14 protein-coding genes are annotated in these 15,312 nt (G+C 75.4%); 13 read left to right on the top strand and 1 reads right to left on the bottom strand.

The window, feature by feature from the left end; genetic code table 11:
* Positions 1-49: 49 nt before the first annotated feature.
* The 13 genes from CELF_RS01835 to CELF_RS01775 all read left to right on the top strand — a co-directional run bounded on the left by CELF_RS01835 (position 50) and on the right by CELF_RS01775 (position 14,330).
* The gene (locus tag CELF_RS01835; RefSeq protein WP_013769544.1) at positions 50-1,411 is read left to right on the top strand and encodes an MFS transporter; all 1,362 of its coding nucleotides are present in this window, start codon (positions 50-52) and stop codon (positions 1,409-1,411) included.
* 113 nt (positions 1,412-1,524) lie between these two features.
* Positions 1,525-2,388, top strand: a complete 864-nt coding sequence (locus tag CELF_RS01830; protein ID WP_013769543.1) for an alpha/beta hydrolase family protein — start codon at positions 1,525-1,527, stop codon at positions 2,386-2,388.
* Positions 2,389-2,500: 112 nt separating this feature from the next.
* Entirely contained in the window at positions 2,501-2,665 is a 165-nt protein-coding gene (locus tag CELF_RS01825; protein WP_013769542.1) for a hypothetical protein, read from the top strand.
* Positions 2,666-2,765: 100 nt separating this feature from the next.
* The gene (locus CELF_RS01820; RefSeq protein ID WP_013769541.1) at positions 2,766-4,025 is read left to right on the top strand and encodes an MFS transporter; all 1,260 of its coding nucleotides are present in this window, start codon (positions 2,766-2,768) and stop codon (positions 4,023-4,025) included.
* Positions 4,022-4,387 carry an ArsR/SmtB family transcription factor gene (locus CELF_RS01815; protein ID WP_013769540.1) on the top strand — a complete coding sequence of 122 codons (366 nt, stop codon included), beginning with the start codon at positions 4,022-4,024 and terminating at the stop codon, positions 4,385-4,387. Before CELF_RS01820 ends, CELF_RS01815 begins: the two co-directional genes overlap by 4 nt.
* Before the next feature lie 81 nt (positions 4,388-4,468).
* Entirely contained in the window at positions 4,469-5,218 is a 750-nt protein-coding gene (locus CELF_RS01810; RefSeq protein ID WP_013769539.1) for a TetR/AcrR family transcriptional regulator, read from the top strand.
* Positions 5,219-5,272: 54 nt separating this feature from the next.
* Positions 5,273-7,867, top strand: coding sequence for an MMPL family transporter (locus CELF_RS01805; RefSeq protein ID WP_013769538.1), 2,595 nt, complete (start codon positions 5,273-5,275; stop codon positions 7,865-7,867).
* A gap of 168 nt (positions 7,868-8,035) precedes the next feature.
* Positions 8,036-9,493, top strand: a complete 1,458-nt coding sequence (locus CELF_RS01800) for a lipase maturation factor family protein (RefSeq protein WP_013769537.1) — start codon at positions 8,036-8,038, stop codon at positions 9,491-9,493.
* 34 nt (positions 9,494-9,527) lie between these two features.
* Positions 9,528-10,115: an RNA polymerase sigma factor gene (locus CELF_RS01795; protein WP_013769536.1), complete on the top strand. Its 588-nt coding sequence runs from the start codon at positions 9,528-9,530 to the stop codon at positions 10,113-10,115.
* A gap of 3 nt (positions 10,116-10,118) precedes the next feature.
* Positions 10,119-10,946: a hypothetical protein gene (locus CELF_RS01790; protein WP_013769535.1), complete on the top strand. Its 828-nt coding sequence runs from the start codon at positions 10,119-10,121 to the stop codon at positions 10,944-10,946.
* A 31-nt stretch (positions 10,947-10,977) separates the two neighbouring features.
* A complete protein-coding gene (locus tag CELF_RS01785; RefSeq protein ID WP_126297643.1) occupies positions 10,978-11,451 on the top strand; it encodes a magnetosome magnetite crystal formation protein family in 474 nt (157 codons plus the stop codon).
* Positions 11,452-11,489: 38 nt separating this feature from the next.
* Positions 11,490-12,245, top strand: coding sequence for a VOC family protein (locus tag CELF_RS01780; protein WP_041553704.1), 756 nt, complete (start codon positions 11,490-11,492; stop codon positions 12,243-12,245).
* Between the two features lie 165 nt (positions 12,246-12,410).
* Positions 12,411-14,330 (top strand): M3 family metallopeptidase, encoded by a 1,920-nt coding sequence (locus CELF_RS01775; RefSeq protein WP_013769532.1) that lies wholly within the window; start codon positions 12,411-12,413, stop codon positions 14,328-14,330.
* A gap of 145 nt (positions 14,331-14,475) precedes the next feature.
* On the opposite strand, the gene CELF_RS01770 is transcribed toward CELF_RS01775, so the two are convergent.
* Positions 14,476-15,240, bottom strand: a complete 765-nt coding sequence (locus tag CELF_RS01770) for a hypothetical protein (protein ID WP_013769531.1) — start codon at positions 15,238-15,240, stop codon at positions 14,476-14,478.
* Positions 15,241-15,312 lie beyond the last annotated feature (72 nt).

Here is a 15,312-nt window from a genome sequence, read left to right as displayed (position 1 = left end):
CGGGGGAAATGGGGGTCGGCGGGCGGGGAGGCGCTGGCAGGATCCTCGGGTGACCGGCACGGAGACGACCGACCCCCGCCCCGCCAGCGACCGCCGCGCGGCCGGGCAGGGCAGCGCACCGGTCGAGCAGAGCAGCGCACCGGCCGAGCAGAGCACCGCCCTCGCGGCGTCGGTGCGAGCCGGCCTCGGCCGGACCCGGTCCGCGTTCTCCTCGCTCGCCGAGCCGCGCTACCGCTGGTGGTTCCTCGGGCAGGTGCTCTCGTCGTCGGGCCACGTCACGCAGGCCGCGGGCCTCGCCTGGCTGGTGCTCAGCCTCTCGGGGCGGGCGGTCGACCTCGGCCTGGTCACGACCGCGGCGATGCTGCCGATCCTCGTCGGCGCCGCCCCGGCGGGGATGCTCGTGGACCGGTTCGACCGGCGCCGGCTCCTGCTCGTGACCCAGGTGCTGCTGCTGTCGATCGGCGCGCTGCTCGCCGTCCTGACCGCGACGGACGTGATCACGGTGCCCATGGTGCTCGCGATCGCGTTCGTGTCCGGTGCGGTCGCTGCCGTCGACGGGCCCGCGCGCCAGGTGTTCGTCCTCGACCTCGTGGGCCGGGAGCGCCTGGCGAGCGCGGTGAGCCTGTACGAGGTCGTGATGAACGCGGCGCGCGTCGTCGGCCCGTCGATCGGCGGGGTGCTCCTCGCCCTGGTCGGCCCGGCCGCGTGCTTCGCGTTCAACGCCTCGACGTACCTGCTCCCGCTCGGTGTGCTGGTGGCGCTGCGGGTGCGTCGCGGTGCCGCACCCCCAGCCGTCGACAGCCACCCCGCCGTGACGATGCGCGCGGGCCTCGCGTACGCGTTCCGGCACCCGCTCGTGCGGGCGTGCCTCCTGCTCGCGGCGGCGAGCACGATGATCTTCAACCAGGGCGTGCTCGTCCCTGTCCTCGCGACCGACGCGCTCGACCTGCCGCCGCACGGGTTCGGGGCGCTCATGGCCGCCTTCGGGCTCGGTGCGCTGCCGGGCGCGATCGCCGCCGCGGGAGGTCGGGGTGAACCCTCGGGGCGGCTCGTGGCCGGCCTGGCACTCGCGACGGGGCTGGCGATCCTGCCGGTGGGGCTCGCGCCCGGCTTCGCGGCCGCCGTCGTCGCGGCGGCGGTTCTCGGGTTCGTGTCGATCTGGTTCGTCGCCGCGGCCAACACTCTCGTGCAGCTGACCTCCCCGCCGCACCTGCGCGGCCGGGTCATGGGCGCGTGGACCGCGGCGCTGCCCGGCAGCGGGCTCGTCACCGCGCTGCTGCTCGGCTACGTCGCGGACACCTGGGGCATCCGGTGGGCCTACGTGGTCCTCGCCGCGACATTCCTGGCCGCGACGGCCGCGGGAGCCCCCGCGCTGATCGCCCACAGGCCCGCCCCCGACGCCGAGGCGTGACCCTGCGCGCCACACGGACCGACTGGTCGGTCGGGTCTTCCGTCGGGCGCCTCGGCGCAGTAATGTCACCGATCACCTGAGTTGTCCTTCGTCTGACTCCTGGGGGGGACGTCATGAAGAACCTCACCACCCGCGCGCGCCTCACCGTCGCGGCGCTCGCGGTCGCACTCACCGGGGCCGTCGCACCGGCGCAGGCCGCCGACAACCCGTACGAGCGCGGACCCGCACCCACGGTGGCCAGCATCGAGGCCAGCCGCGGACCGTTCGCCACGGCCAGCACCTCCGTCTCCCGGTGGGCGGTGAGCGGGTTCGGCGGCGCGACCATCTACTACCCGACCGACCGCTCGCAGGGCACCTTCGGGGCCGTGGCGATCTCGCCCGGGTACACCGCGCGGCAGTCGAGCATCGCGTGGCTCGGGCCCCGCCTGGCGTCCCAGGGCTTCGTCGTCATGACGATCGACACGAGCACGACGTCCGACCAGCCGTCGTCGCGCGGCGACCAGCTCCGCGCGGCCCTGCAGTACCTCACCACGTCGAGCGCCGTGCGCGACCGCGTCGACCCGTCGCGGCTCGCCGTCATGGGGCACTCGATGGGTGGCGGCGGGACGCTCGAGGCCGCCAAGGACGACCCGGCGCTGCGCGCCGCGATCGCGCTGACTCCGTGGAACCTCGACAAGACGTGGCCCGAGGTGAGCACGCCGACGCTCGTCGTCGGCGCGGAGAACGACACGATCGCGTCCGTCACGACCCACGCCGAGCCGTTCTACTCCACGCTGCCGGCGACGACCCCGCGCACCTACGTCGAGCTGCGGGGCGCGAGCCACTTCGCGCCGAACACCTCGAACACGCCGATCGCACGCAACGCGATCGCGTGGCTCAAGCGGTTCGTCGACCAGGACACGCGGTACACGCAGTTCCTCTGCCCGCCGCCGTCCGGTCTCGCCTACTCCGAGGTCCGCAGCAGCTGCCCGTTCTGAGCGCGTCGACCACCGGGCAGCGACCCCGGCGGCCGGGCCACTGGATCCACCACCACGCCGTCCCCCGCGGGTCTAGCCTGCGGGGGACGGCGTGTCGACGAGAGGTCGCGAGATGACGGACAGGACCGACCCCGAGCCCGACCCGGCTGCGCGGTACGCCGCGCTGCCCGAGCCGGTGCGCCTGGCGGACACGATCACGTCGCAGGCGACGACCGACGCGCCCGACCCGACGATGGGCCGGGACACCGAGACGGAGCTCATGCTCCGCCACGCCTGACGCCGGACCCGGGGGCCGCACCCCACGACCGCCGGCGTCGCGTGGGATCGTGCGTTGCTTGCTATTTGCGCATCTGCGCAGACAGCGAGAAGGTGGCCTCGTGCGCCGCGCCCTCTCCCACGCCGTCTACCGCCGGCTGTTCCTCGCCCAGGTCGTCGCCCTCGCGGGCACCGGCCTCGCGACCGTCGCCCTGGCCCTCCTCGCGTTCGAGCTCGCGGGCAGCGACGCCGGCACGGTGCTCGGGACCGCGCTCGCGGTCAAGATGGTCGCGTACGTCCTGGTCGCGCCCGTCGCCGCGGCCGCCGTCGTCCGGCTCCCCCGCCGGGCGGTGCTGGTCGCCGCGGATCTCGTGCGGCTCGCCGTCGCCGCGACGCTGCCGTTCGTCGGCGAGGTGTGGCAGGTCTACGTCCTCGTGCTCGTCCTGCAGGCGGCGTCGGCGACGTTCACCCCGACGTTCCAGTCGACGATCCCCGACGTCCTCACCGACGAGGACGACTACACCGCGGCACTGTCGCTGTCCCGCCTCGCGTACGACCTCGAGGCGGTCCTGTCGCCCGTGCTCGCGGCGGCGCTCCTCCTGCTCGTGCCGTCGAACGCGCTGTTCGGCGGCACGGCCGTCGGGTTCGCCGCCTCGGCGGTGCTGGTCGCCGGCACGGCGCTGCCCCCGCGCGCGACCCACGCCGACGTCGACACGCCCGAGCGGGCCTTCGGCGCGCAGGCCCGGCACGGCATCGACCTGCTGGTGCGCAGCGCCGCGCTGCGTCCGGTGCTCGCGCTCAACGTCGCGGTCGCGGCCGCAGGTGCGTTCGTGCTGGTCCAGACGGTCGTCGTCGCACGCACGGCGCTCGGGCAGGACGAGGGGGTCGTCGCACTCCTGCTCGCGGTGATGGGCGGCGGGTCGATGCTCGCCGCGCTCGCGCTGCCCGCGGTGCTCCGGTCGGTCCCGGAGAAGCCGCTCATGCTCGGCGGCGGCGTCCTGCTCGCGGTCGCCACGGCCCTCGTCCCGCTCGCGCTGGGTGCGCACGGCACCGCCGCGCTGGTGGCGGTCGGGGTGCTGTGGCTGCTCGTCGGCGTCGGCTGGTCGGCGGTCGAGACGCCCGTCGGGCGGCTGCTGCGCCGGCACGTCGACGGCCCCGACCTGGGCGCGGCGTTCGCCGCGCAGTTCTCCCTGTCGCACGCGTGCTGGCTCGTCACCTACCCGGCGGTCGGGTGGCTCGGGGCCGTGACGCTCGACGGCGCGGCGCTGACGATGGCGGTCGTCGCGGCGGGTGCGACGGTCGCGGCGGCACTGCTGTGGCGCCGCGCACCCGGAACCGGTGCGCGGAACCGGGCCGGCGACGCGACCTCGGTGCGATCATGACGTCCGTGGCCGCCACCCACCCCACCGACCGTGCGCACGCCGCTCCGCCCGACGAGGACCTCGACCACGCCGTCGAGGTGCTGCGGCTGCTGGCCGACCGCACGCGGCTCGCGATCCTCGCGATGCTCGACGGCACCGAGATGCCGGTGAACGCGATCGCCGAGGCCCTCGGACGGCCCGCACCTGCGGTGTCGCAGCACCTCGCACGCCTTCGGGCGGGGCGGCTCGTCACGTCCCGGCGCGACGGCACGACGGTGTTCTACGGCCAGCCCGACGAGCACGTCGCAGCGCTCGTCGCGAACGTCCTGCAGCACACCGAGCACGCCCTGTACGACGTCCCGCCGCACCACCGTCCGCGCTGACGCGCGGGGCGCGACCGGACCGGCCGTCCGGACGGAGGACTCAGATTGCACTCCGTGCAACGGTGCACTTAGTGTCGTGACGTGATCGATCGGACCGGAGGCCGACGCGCGGCCCTGCGCGAGCGTCACCACCGCGCGATCCTCGACGCCGCCGCAGCCCTGCTCGACGAGACCGGCGGGACCGCCTTCACCGTCGACGAGCTCGCCGCGCGCGCCGACGTGTCCCGGCGCACCGTCTTCAACCACTTCGAGTCGCTCGACGACGTCGTCACCACCGTGTGCGGCGAGATCCTCGGCACGGTCTTCGACAGCCTCGAGCAGCACAGCGCGGCCGCGGACCCCGACGCCACGATGTTCGACGAGCTCGCGCACGCCCTCACGACGACCGACCTCGTCACGCCCATGGCCTACCTCACGCGCCTGCTCGGCGGCGCGACCCCGGACGCCCTCACCCCGCGACGCGAGGCGATGGTCGGGCGCGCGCTCACCGAGGTCAGCGCCCGGCTGTCCACCGAGCTCCTGCGCCGGCACCCCGACGCCGACCCCTTCGACGTGCAGCTGCTCGTCGGCTCGCTCATGAGCGGCGTGCTCGTCATCCACCCGTACTGGCACCGCGCGACGGGCGCCGTCGACGACGCCGCGTCCCGAGCGGTGTGGGACGCGCTGCTGGGCCGCCTCCTCGCCTCCGCGCGCGCCGGCTACGGCGCGGCCGGTCCCCTGCCGACCAACCCGCCGGTGCCCACGGCCGACGCGCCGCTGCCCGTCTTCTCCGTGGCACCCACCTGCGGCACGGAACCCGTCCCGTCGGCCGCGTCCACGCGCACCCCCTGAACAGCACCACCCGCCACCGCCACCCCGGCGTCCGCCCCGACCGGAAAGACCACCATGGCTGAACTCCTGTACCGACTCGGTCGCGGCTCCGCGCGCCACGCGCGGGCCGTCGTCGCCGCCTGGTTCGCCGTCCTGATCGCGGCCGGCGTCGCGTTCGTCGTCGCCGGCGGCACGCTCGCCAGCAGCTTCTCGATCCCCGACACCCCCACGGGGAAGGTCACCGACCGCCTGGAGGAGAAGCTGCCGTCCGCGTCCGGCGGGACCGGGACGATCGTGCTGTCCACGCAGGACGGCTCGGCGTTCACCGACGAGCAGCGCGCCGCGATCGCCGACCTCGTCGCCGAGGCGTCGGACTCCCCCGAGGTCGAGGAGGTCGTCGACCCGTTCGCCGCGCAGGAGCAGCTCGACCAGCAGCGCCAGCAGGTCGAGGACGGACGCGCCCAGCTCGAGCAGGGACGCGCGCAGCTCGCCGACGGCCAGGCCCAGCTCGACGCCGGTGCCGCCCAGCTCGAGGCCGGCGCCGCGCAGCTCGACGCCGCCCAGGCCCAGCTCGACGCCGCGCGCCAGCAGGCCGAGGCGGCCGGTGCGCCGATCCAGGTCACCGCGCAGCTCGACGCGCAGCAGGCGCAGCTCGACGCGCAGCAGGCCGCCGTCGACGCGCAGCTCGCGGTCGTCGCCGAGCAGCAGGCCACGATCGACGCCGGCACCGCCGAGATCGAGGCGCAGGAGCCGCAGCTCGAGGCCGGCGCCGAGCTGCTGGAGATGTCCGACCAGATCCGGCTCGTGTCCGCCGACGGCAGCGCCGCCGTCGCACCCGTCACGTTCACCGTGCCGCAGATGGAGCTCGCGCAGGAGTCGAAGGACGCGCTCGTGGCCGTCTTCACCGACGCGCCCGTCGACGGCGTGGACGTGGACTTCTCCGCGGAGATCGCGGGCGGCGTGCCCGAGCTGCTCGGCGCGGGCGAGGTCATCGGCGTCGTCGTCGCCGGCATCGTCCTCGTCGTCATGCTCGGCACCTTCGTCGCCGCGGGCCTGCCGATCCTCACCGCGCTCGTCGGCGTCGGCATCGGTGCGCTCGGCGCGATGTCCCTGTCGGGCGTCGTCGAGATGGTGTCGGTGACCCCGATCCTCGGCGTCATGCTCGGCCTCGCGGTCGGCATCGACTACTCGCTGTTCATCGTCAACCGGCACCGCCGCCAGCTCAAGCAGGGCTACGACGTCGACGAGTCCGTCGGGCTCGCCAACGGCACGTCCGGCAACGCGGTGGTGTTCGCGGGCGCGACCGTGCTCATCGCGCTCCTCGCGCTCAACGTCACCGGCATCCCGTTCCTCGGGCTCATGGGCACCGTCGGCGCGTTCTGCGTGCTCGTCGCCGTGCTCATCGCCGTCACCATGACGCCCGCGCTGCTCCGGCTGCTCGGCATGCGCGTGCTCAGCCGCAAGGAGCGCGCCACGCTCGCGAGCCGGGACCCCGACGCCGACACCGCACCCGCGCCCCTGCCGGGCAAGCCGCTGCGCCCCATGTCGACCCTCGGCGCCGTGGCCCGCGCGCTGCTGTCCGTCGTCGCCCTCGTGGTCGTCGCGCTGCCCGCGACCGAGCTGCGCCTCGGCCTGCCCGACGGCTCGTCCGAGCCGCACGACTCCACGCAGTACCGCGCCTACTCGACCGTCGCCGAGCGCTTCGGCGAGGGGCAGAACGGCACGCTGCTCGTCGTCGCCGAGCTGCCCGAGGCCCCTGCCGAGGGTGAGGAGACCGCCGTCCAGGCGGCCGTCGGCCGGCAGGTGTTCGAGCAGGACGACGTCGTCGCCGTCGCCCCCATCGGCACCTCCGACGACGGCCGGACCGTCGCGTTCCAGGTGATCCCCGCCGAGGGCCCGACGAGCGAGTCGACCGAGGAGCTCGTGCACACGCTGCGCGGCCTGACGCTCGACGGTGGCGTGACCATCGGTGTCGCCGGCCAGGCCAGCGGCAACATCGACGTGTCCGACACGCTCGCCGACTCCCTGCCGACGTACCTCGCCGTCGTCGTCGGGCTGTCGCTGCTCATCCTCATCGTCGTGTTCCGGTCGCTGTTCGTGCCGCTCATCGCGACGCTCGGGTTCATCCTGTCGTTCTTCGCCGCGCTCGGCGGGGTCGTCGCGATCTACCAGTGGGGCTGGCTGTCCGGCGTCTTCGGCGTCGAGAACCCGGGCCCGGTGCTGAACTTCCTGCCGACCGTCCTCGTCGGCATCCTGTTCGGCCTCGCGATGGACTACATGCTGTTCCTCGGCTCCGGGATGCGGGAGGCGTACGCCCACGGGGCGCCCGCGCGGCTCGCCGTCGTGCAGGGCGTGCGGGCCGGACGTTCCGTCGTCACCGCCGCGGCGATCATCATGATCTCCGTGTTCGGCGGCTTCGTGTTCTCGCACTCCGCGATGATCCGGCCCATCGGGTTCGCCCTCGCGTTCGGCGTGCTCGTCGACGCGTTCGTCGTGCGGATGGTGCTCATCCCCGCGCTCATGCACCTCGCCGGCGACGGCGCGTGGTGGCTGCCGCGCTGGCTCGGCCGCGTCCTGCCCGACGTGGACGTCGAGGGCGCCGCCCTCGAGCGCCGGCACCCGCACGAGCACGAGGTCGCCATGGCCGCGGAGACCGCCGCACCCCGCTGACGGGCGCGGCGCGCGAGCCGCCGCACCCCGCTGACGGGCGCGGCGCGCGAGCCGCCGCACCGTGCTGACGGGGCGCCCGGCGCCCGCGCTCGCGCGCTGCACCCACCCGGACCACGCTGGACGGGCGGGAGCAGACCGCGCCGGTGCGGGAGCCGGGGACGGTCCGACGTGGAGTGGTTCGACGCGCAGGGGTACACGGTCGCGCGCGCCGTCGTGCAACGAGGCGTCGCCGCCGTCTTCGTCGTCGCGTTCGTCGCCGTGCTGCACCAGTTCCGCCCGCTGCTCGGCGAGCACGGGCTGCTCCCCGTCCCGGCGTTCGTGCGGCGCGTGCCGTGGCGGTCGTCGCCCAGCCTGTTCCACCGCTGGTACTCCGACCGGCTCGTGCTCGTCGTCGGCTGGGCCGGGCTGCTCGTCGCGGGAGCGCTCGTCGTCGGGCTGCCGCAGCAGGGGCCGCCCTGGGCACCCGCGCTCGCGTTCCTCGTGCTGTGGGCGCTGTACCTGTCCGTCGTCAACGTCGGGCAGGTGTTCTACGGGTTCGGGTGGGAGTCGCTGCTGCTCGAGGCGGGGTTCCTCGCGGCGTTCCTCGGCTCGGCGGACGTCGCGCCGCCCCTGCCGGTGCTGGTGCTCCTGTGGTGGCTCGTCTTCCGGCTGGAGCTGGGGGCGGGCCTCATCAAGTGGCGCGGCGACCCCGCGTGGCGCGACCTGACCGCGCTCTACTACCACCACGAGACGCAGCCCATGCCCGGGCCGCTCAGCCGGCTGTTCCACCTGCTGCCCCGGCCGCTGCACCGGGTTGAGGTCGCCGCGAACCACGTCGCGCAGCTCGTCGTGCCGTTCACGCTGCTGGTCCCCGGTCCCGTCGCGAGCGTCGGGGCGGGCGTCATGATCGTCACGCAGCTCTGGCTCGTGCTGTCCGGCAACTTCGCGTGGCTCAACTGGCTCACGATCGTGCTCGCCGCGTCCGCCGTCGACGACCGGTCGTGGGCCGTCGTCCTGGACCCGCTCGGCGTCGACGTTCCCGCGCCCGCGAGCGCCGACGCGCCCGCGTGGTTCGTCGTCGTCGTCCTCACGGTCGCCGCGCTCTGCGTCTGGCTGAGCCGTCATCCCCTGCGCAACCTGCTGTCCCGGCACCAGCGCATGAACGCGTCGTTCAACGTGTGGCACCTCGTCAACGCGTACGGCGCGTTCGGCAGCATCACGCGGCGGCGCACCGAGGTCGTCGTCGAGGGGACGCCCGACGCGGACCCCGGCGCGGGCGCGACGTGGCGCGAGTACGGGTTCCGGGGCAAGCCCGGCGACGTGCGGCGGCTCCCCCGGCAGTACGCGCCGTACCACCTGCGGCTCGACTGGGGGATGTGGTTCCTCGGCCTCGGGTCGTCCGCGCAGCTGCGCTGGTTCACGCCGTTCCTCGCCCGGCTGCTCGAGGCCGACCGCCCGACGTTGCGGCTGCTCGCGCACGACCCGTTCCACGGCGAGCGACCCCGCTGGGTCCGCGCGCACCTGTGGCAGTACCGGTTCGCGTCGCCGTCCGAGCGCCGCGCCACCGGGCAGCGATGGGTCCGCGAGGACGCCGGGCTGCTCGTCGACGCCGTCGACCTGCGTGCGCTGGCCCGGTTCGGGTCCTGACGTAACCCACGGCCCCGCCCGGACACTTCCTGGTGTGAGCCACCACGACGACACCCTCCGCCTCGCGGCGCTGTGGGACCGGTACGCCGCCCGCGTGCAGGCCTACGCGCTGCGGCACGTCGACCCCGACACGGCGCAGGAGGTCGTCTCCGAGACGTTCCTCGTCGCGTGGCGCCGGCTCGTCGACGTCCCCGGCGACCCGCTGCCGTGGCTGCTCGTCGTCGCGCGGAACACCGTCGCGAACCAGCGTCGCTCGCAGCACCGCGCGCGGGTCGTGGCGGACGAGGTCGCCCGGCTGGAGCGCGTCATGCCCGCGCACGACGAGCACGCCGGCGCGCTGGTCGTCGAGCGCGACGCCCTGCTGCGCGCGCTCGCCGCCCTGAGCGCCCGCGAGCGCGAGGCCCTCCTGCTCGTCGCCTGGGACGGGCTCGACCCGACCGCCGCCGCGGCCGTCGTCGGGTGCACCCCGGGCGCCTTCAAGGTCCGCCTGCACCGGGCTCGCCGCCGCCTCGACGCCGCGCTCGACACCACCGACGACACCCCCGCACCGGGCGCCCCCCGCACGCCCCGCGCCGCCCCCACCACCCCCCGCACCGCGACCGCCCCGACGACGAGAGGCTGACCCATGACCGGCACCGACACCCTCACCCGCCACGCGCCGCGGCCGCCCGTCGACCCCACCGGCCTGGCCGCAGCCCGCACCCTGACCTTCGCCCGGCTCGACGCCGCCGCCGCCCCGGCCCGCCCGACGCGGCACCACCCCGTCCGCTGGGGTCTGGCCGCCGCGAGCGCCGCCGCGCTGACGGTCGCCGGGCTCACGCTCCCCTCCCCGGGCGACCAGCCCGCGTTCGCGGGATGGACGGCCGTGCCGACGCCGCTCACGGGCGACGCGCTCGCAGCCCGCGGCGGCGAGTGCGAGGCCGCGGCGTCCTCCCACGACATGCCCGCGGCCGACGGTGCGACGCCGCTGCTCGCCGAGGAGCGTGGCCCGCACACGTTCACGGTCATCGCGTCGGACGCGTGGGTGCGGTACTGCTTCACCGGCCCGGGCTTCTCGTTCGTCGACGGCCACTCGACCGACGGCGGCATGGCGTACGCCGGGTCGGGGTCGCCCGCCGTCGACGGGGAGAGCGTCGCCGTCGTCAGCACCGACGCGTTCGCCGCACCGTCCGCGGGAGGGCTGACGGTCGCCGTCAGCGGGCGGTACACGGTGGCCGGCGAGCAGTGGAGCATGGCGCTGGGCCGCGTCGCGCCGGACGTCGGCGCCGTGGAGGTCGTGCTCGCCGACGGGACGAGCGTCGAGGCGACCGCCGCGTCCGGGACCTGGGCGGCGTGGTGGCCGGGCACCGCCGAGCCGCGCGAGGTCGTCGGCACCCTCGCCGACGGCGGGACCGTCGCCGTCGAGGTCGAGGCGACCGTGTCCGGCGTCCCGAACCCCGGAGCGACTCCCTGAGCCCGGCGGGCGGCGTGGTGGGATGGGCGCCGTGACCGGCCCCACGTATCCCCCCACGCCGCCCGTCCCGCCGCAGCCGCCCGTCCCGCCGTACCCGCCCGCAGGCCCGCCCGTCACCGGGTCGGCCGCCTGGTGGCTGGGCCTGCTCACGCTGCTGTGCGCCCCGGTCGTCAGCAACGCGATCGCCGCCGGGGCGGTCCTGGTCTACCGGTCGAGCGTCCGGGCGCGCCTGGAGCCGACCGCGGCCGAGGTCGTGCGGCGGGCCGTCAACTGGCAGCTCAGCCAGCTCGCCTACACGGTCGTTCTGCTCCTGGTGCACGTCGTGCTGGTGCTCGTGGTGGCGCGCGACGAGCCGCAGGGGTTCTTCCCCATCGGGGTCGTGATCCTCCTGGTCCCGGTTCTCGGCATCTACGGACTGGTCCTGTCCGTGAGGTCCGCGATCCGCGCCGACCGCGGCCTCCTCACGCCGACGCCGGGCGCGATCCCGTTCCTGCTGCCCCGCTGACGCCGCGCGCGGTGCCCGACGTGCGGCACGATGACGGCGTGCGCGTGGTGTGGACGACCCTCTTCCTGGACCTCCCGACCGACCGGTTCGACGCCGGCGTGACCTTCTGGCGGGCGGTGACCGGCACCGTCCTGTCACCGCCGCGCGGCGACCGCGGCCAGTTCGCGACGCTCCTGCCGCCGTCCGGGGACGCCTTCCTGCGCGTGCAGGACCTGCCGGGCGAGCCGCGCGTCCACCTCGACCTGCACGTCGACGACGTGGACTCCGCCGCCGCGAGGGCCGTCGAGCTCGGCGCGACCGAGCTGATGCGCGAGGAGCACGTGGTGCTCTCCTCGCCCGGGGGCTTCGTGTTCTGCGTCGTGCGCGACGCCGGGGAGCGTGTCCGCCCGACGCCGGTCACGGGGGCGCGGGGCGGCCGGTCGCTCGTGGACCAGCTCGCGGTCGACGTGCCCGCACCGCTGGTCGACGAGGAGCGTGCGTTCTGGTCCGCACTCACCGGCTGGGCCGTCGACGGCGACACGGCGCGCGAGCTCGTCCCGCTGGAGCGCCCGGCCGGCATGCCGCTGCGGATCCTTGTCCAGCGGCTCGGCGACGACGACGTCCGCACGCGCGTCACCGGTCACGTCGACCTCGCGGCGGCCGGTCCGGACCGCGACGTGGTGGTCGCGGAGCACGTCGACCTGGGCGCGACGCTCGTCGAGCGGTTCCCGCAGTGGACGGTGATGCGCGACCCGGCCGGCCTCGTCTACTGCCTGACGGACCGCTCCCCCGACACGGGCCGCACCCCCACCTGACGCATCCCCCTTCGCCCCGCTCCCCGCCGAGACGGCGACGTCACCACGCGTCCGCGACCTGGCCGTGCCGCCCCCGCCGGTCTGGCGCCGTCTCGGTGGCGCGCGGCAGGGCCGCGGCGGGATATCGGGAGGAGGGCCGGGGTCGGGGATGGGTAACGTCGGCGCATGACTGCCGCCCCGACCGCCTTCCCCACCGATGCCGGCGCCTGGCCGGCCTTCCTCACCGACACCGTCGACGCGTCGCTCGACGCGGCGCGCGCGCACCTCGCGACGCTCAAGGACGGCACGCCGCGCAGCACCGCCGAGGTGCTCGACCTGTGGGACGCGAGCGACCTCGCCCTCGGTCGCGCCTCGGCCGCCGCCCACCTGCTGTCCGAGGTGCACCCCGACGCCGACCTGCGGGCGGCCGCGGAGGAGCGCGCGCAGGCGGCCGAGGACCTGGGCACAGAGCGCGGCCTGGACCGCGAGCTGTGGGAGGTCCTGGCGGCGACGACGGAGGACGGGCTCGACGACGACGCCCGCCGGCTGCGCGAGCACGTGCTGCGCGACTTCCGCCGGGCGGGTGTGGACCGCTCCCCCGAGGAGCGGGACCGGCTCAAGGCGCTCGCGCAGCGCTGCACGGAGCTGGGGCTCGAGTTCGCGCGGCACATCCGCGACGGCGCACGGAGCATCCGGGTCCGGCCGGAGCAGCTCGACGGCCTGCCGGAGGACTTCCTCGCGGCGCACCCGGCCGACGACGAGGGCCTCGTCACGCTCACGACGGAGTACCCCGACCTGATCCCGGTGCGGACCTACGCGCACGACGCGAGCGTCCGTGCGGCCCTGACGTCGGAGTACCTGCGGATCGGGTGGCCGGAGAACGCGCCGGTGCTCGCGGAGCTGCTGCGGCTGCGCGAGGAGCGCGCGCACCTGCTCGGGTACCCGGACTGGCCGACGTACGACGCCGAGGTCAAGATGATCGGCTCGGGAGCCGCGATCCAGGAGTTCGTGGAGCGCCTGGACGCACTGACCGTCGAGCGGTCCCGCGAGGACGTCGACGTGCTGCTCGCGCGGTACCGCGCCGACGACCCGGAGGCGGCCGCCGTCACGCCGGCCGACAGCCTGTACTACGACCAGGTCGTGCGGCGCGAGCAGTACGACGTCGACGCGCAGGAGGTCCGCCGCTACTTCCGCTACGACGCGGTGCGCGCGGGCGTCATCGGCACGGTGTCCCGGCTCCTGGGCCTCACGTTCGTCCCCGTCGAGGCACCGACGTGGCACCCGGACGTCGAGGTCCACGACGTCCTCGACACCGACGGGCAGCCCCTCGGGCGGGTCTACCTCGACATGCACCCGCGGCCGGGCAAGTTCAGCCACGCCGCGCAGTTCCCCCTGGTCCCGGGCGTCGCCGGCCGGCACCTGCCGGAGGGCGCGCTCCTGTGCAACTTCTCCACCGGCACGCTCGAGCACGACGACGTGCTGACGTTCTTCCACGAGTTCGGGCACCTGGTGCACGAGATCGTCGGCGGCGGGCAGCGGTGGACGTCGTTCTCCGGCGTCGCGACCGAGTGGGACTTCGTCGAGGCGCCGAGCCAGCTGCTCGAGGAGTGGGGCTGGGACGCCGACGTGCTGCGCTCGTTCGCGACCGACGAGTCCGGCGAGCCGATCCCGGCCGACCTGGTGGCGCGCATGCGGCGGGCCGACGCCTTCGGCCGCGGTGCGTGGACACGGCGCCAGCTGAACTTCGCGGCCCTCTCGTACGGCCTGCACGCGGCTCCGCCGCCGGACCTCGACGCGTTCACCGCCGACGTCGACGCACGGTTCGGCCCGTACGCGCCGCTGCCCGACACGCACCAGACGAGCGGCTTCGGCCACCTCGACGAGTACGGCTCCGCCTACTACACGTACCTCTGGAGCCTCGTCATCGCGAAGGACCTGCGCACCGCGTTCGGCGACGACCTGATGAACCCCGAGGTGGGTCGCCGCTACCGCGACACGATCCTCGCCCCCGGCGGCACGGCCGACGCCGCCGACCTCGTCGCCCGCTTCCTGGGCCGCCCGACGAGCTTCGACGCGTTCGAGTCCTGGCTCACCACCCGCGCCTGACCGGCACCGGTCGCCCGGCCGTCGCCTGCGACCCCGCGTCGCCGGCGACGGCCGCAGCGGTCTCGTCGGTCGGTCCGGCGAGACCGCGCCCGGGCGTGACGCGGCGGGCACGCCGAGGTCGGCACACAGCCTCGCCGACGCGCTGTCAGGGGGTGGTGCCGAAGGTGCCCCACCGCTGGGGGGTGCGGCCGCCGACGAGGGAGGGGAACCAGGGGCGCTCCCCGTGCGCGACCTGCCAGTCGGTCAGCGCCATCGCCGCGGCGGCGCGGGCGACCCCGTCGACGCCCGGCCCGCACCGGCTGAACCCGACCAGCCGGCCCTGGCCGTCGCTCTCCTGCAGCCGCGTGATGGTGACGTAGCCGCCGTCGGGCAGCTCGACCGTGCGGCTGCGACCGTAGCCCGGGCGGATGCCGACGCCCGGGAGCACCTGCGACCCGGCGCGCAGGTGCTCGAGCCGGCGGCGGTCGCGCGCGGCGACGGGCCGCAGGGCGAGCCATGCGACGAGCGCGCCGAGCCGCACGCCCACGACCGTGCCGGCGGCCCACCCGAGGACCGCGACCACGAGCGCGGTGGGCAGCGTCGCCCACGTCGCGTCGCTCACGGGCCCGTGCAGCAGGTCCTCGCCGAGCGGCGCGAGCGTCGCCGTCAGGGCGACGAGCCCGAGGGACGCGAGCGCCGCGCACGCGACGACGACCCGCATGACGCGCGGGCCGAGCGCGGTGGCGAGGCGACGACGACCCACGGCGGCGGCCGCGCGGGCACGCCGGTCGAGCAGCGCGGCGTCCGTGGGGGTGACGTCGCGGCCCGTGCCCTGCGGCAGCAGCAGCCGGCGCGCGCGGGCGGGGTCGCCGAGCGGTGTCGGGACGGGTCGGACGGCGGGCCGCGAGTCGGGCGGCGCGAGCAGGGGCACGGCGCGCAGGCTAGCGGGAGAGCGCCTCCCCTTTCGTCATCTGCTGCCCGATTCGCCCGGGTGGAGCAATGC

This window comes from Cellulomonas fimi ATCC 484 (assembly GCF_000212695.1).
GTDB lineage: Bacteria > Actinomycetota > Actinomycetes > Actinomycetales > Cellulomonadaceae > Cellulomonas > Cellulomonas fimi.
The sequence above is the reverse complement of the archived record's forward strand: the minus strand, read 5'-3'. Positions and strand labels throughout refer to the sequence as shown.

Excerpts from the sequence above, each read along its gene's own strand:
- CELF_RS01830 (WP_013769543.1), top strand. The coding sequence starts at position 1,525 with ATGAAGAACCTCACCACCCGCGCGCGCCTCACCGTCGCGGCGCTCGCG.
- CELF_RS01825 (WP_013769542.1), top strand. The coding sequence starts at position 2,501 with ATGACGGACAGGACCGACCCCGAGCCCGACCCGGCTGCGCGGTACGCC.
- CELF_RS01815 (WP_013769540.1), top strand. The coding sequence starts at position 4,022 with ATGACGTCCGTGGCCGCCACCCACCCCACCGACCGTGCGCACGCCGCT.
- CELF_RS01805 (WP_013769538.1), top strand. The coding sequence starts at position 5,273 with ATGGCTGAACTCCTGTACCGACTCGGTCGCGGCTCCGCGCGCCACGCG.
- CELF_RS01790 (WP_013769535.1), top strand. The coding sequence starts at position 10,119 with ATGACCGGCACCGACACCCTCACCCGCCACGCGCCGCGGCCGCCCGTC.
- CELF_RS01775 (WP_013769532.1), top strand. The coding sequence starts at position 12,411 with ATGACTGCCGCCCCGACCGCCTTCCCCACCGATGCCGGCGCCTGGCCG.